Source organism: Bacillus cereus group sp. BfR-BA-01360 (assembly GCF_022663595.1).
In the GTDB taxonomy this organism is placed as follows: domain Bacteria; phylum Bacillota; class Bacilli; order Bacillales; family Bacillaceae_G; genus Bacillus_A; species Bacillus_A cytotoxicus.
This window is the reverse complement of sequence record NZ_JAKUFV010000072.1, coordinates 1-564: the sequence shown is the minus strand read 5'-3', so window position 1 is coordinate 564 and position 564 is coordinate 1. Positions and strand designations below refer to the sequence as shown.

Sequence of the window (564 nt, the reverse complement as noted above, 5' to 3'; positions counted from 1 at the left end):
GGGAAAGTAATGTTCGTATCGCCTTCCACAACGATCACTCCTATCCTAATCTATTAAAAAACCAACCATTTGAATTGTGGACGTAAAATCCGATTCCTTGGTTTCCGTCTGTGAAGCGAACATGCCCCCAACCTTGAAACTCATTTCCGCCGAGATTGACACCTTGCGTTGCTCTGATGTTATTGTGAAACTTCGTCTCTAAAGTTCCGCCTATGTCAAACGTTTTTCTATCTTGGGCAACATTAATCGTACCTTGACTATCGCCAAATTCTAATCCATCGATTGGCATAATACCACCATATACACTGCCACTTTGTGCTTGCCAACTATACATAGAAGGGTATTTACCTGTTACCATTTCCACACCAGATACACAAACAGCTGTTCCTTGGCCAACGTCTCCTTCCGCTTTCAAGCGAATGATTACAGCGTGTTCGCCTGGTCTGTAACTCGCTGGTATCGTAATCGTGAATGCTCGTCTTTGTATATCGCCGTAAAAGGTACTAGGAGCGTCAAAAGACTTACTTACTTCGTACCACGTCGTATAGTGGACATTGTCATCGT

1 pseudogene is annotated in these 564 nt (G+C 43.4%); it reads right to left on the bottom strand.

Annotated features, from left to right (window positions below):
• Positions 1–40: 40 nt before the first annotated feature.
• Positions 41–564 (bottom strand): annotated as a pseudogene (locus tag MR056_RS21940) (phage tail spike protein); the annotation flags it as partial.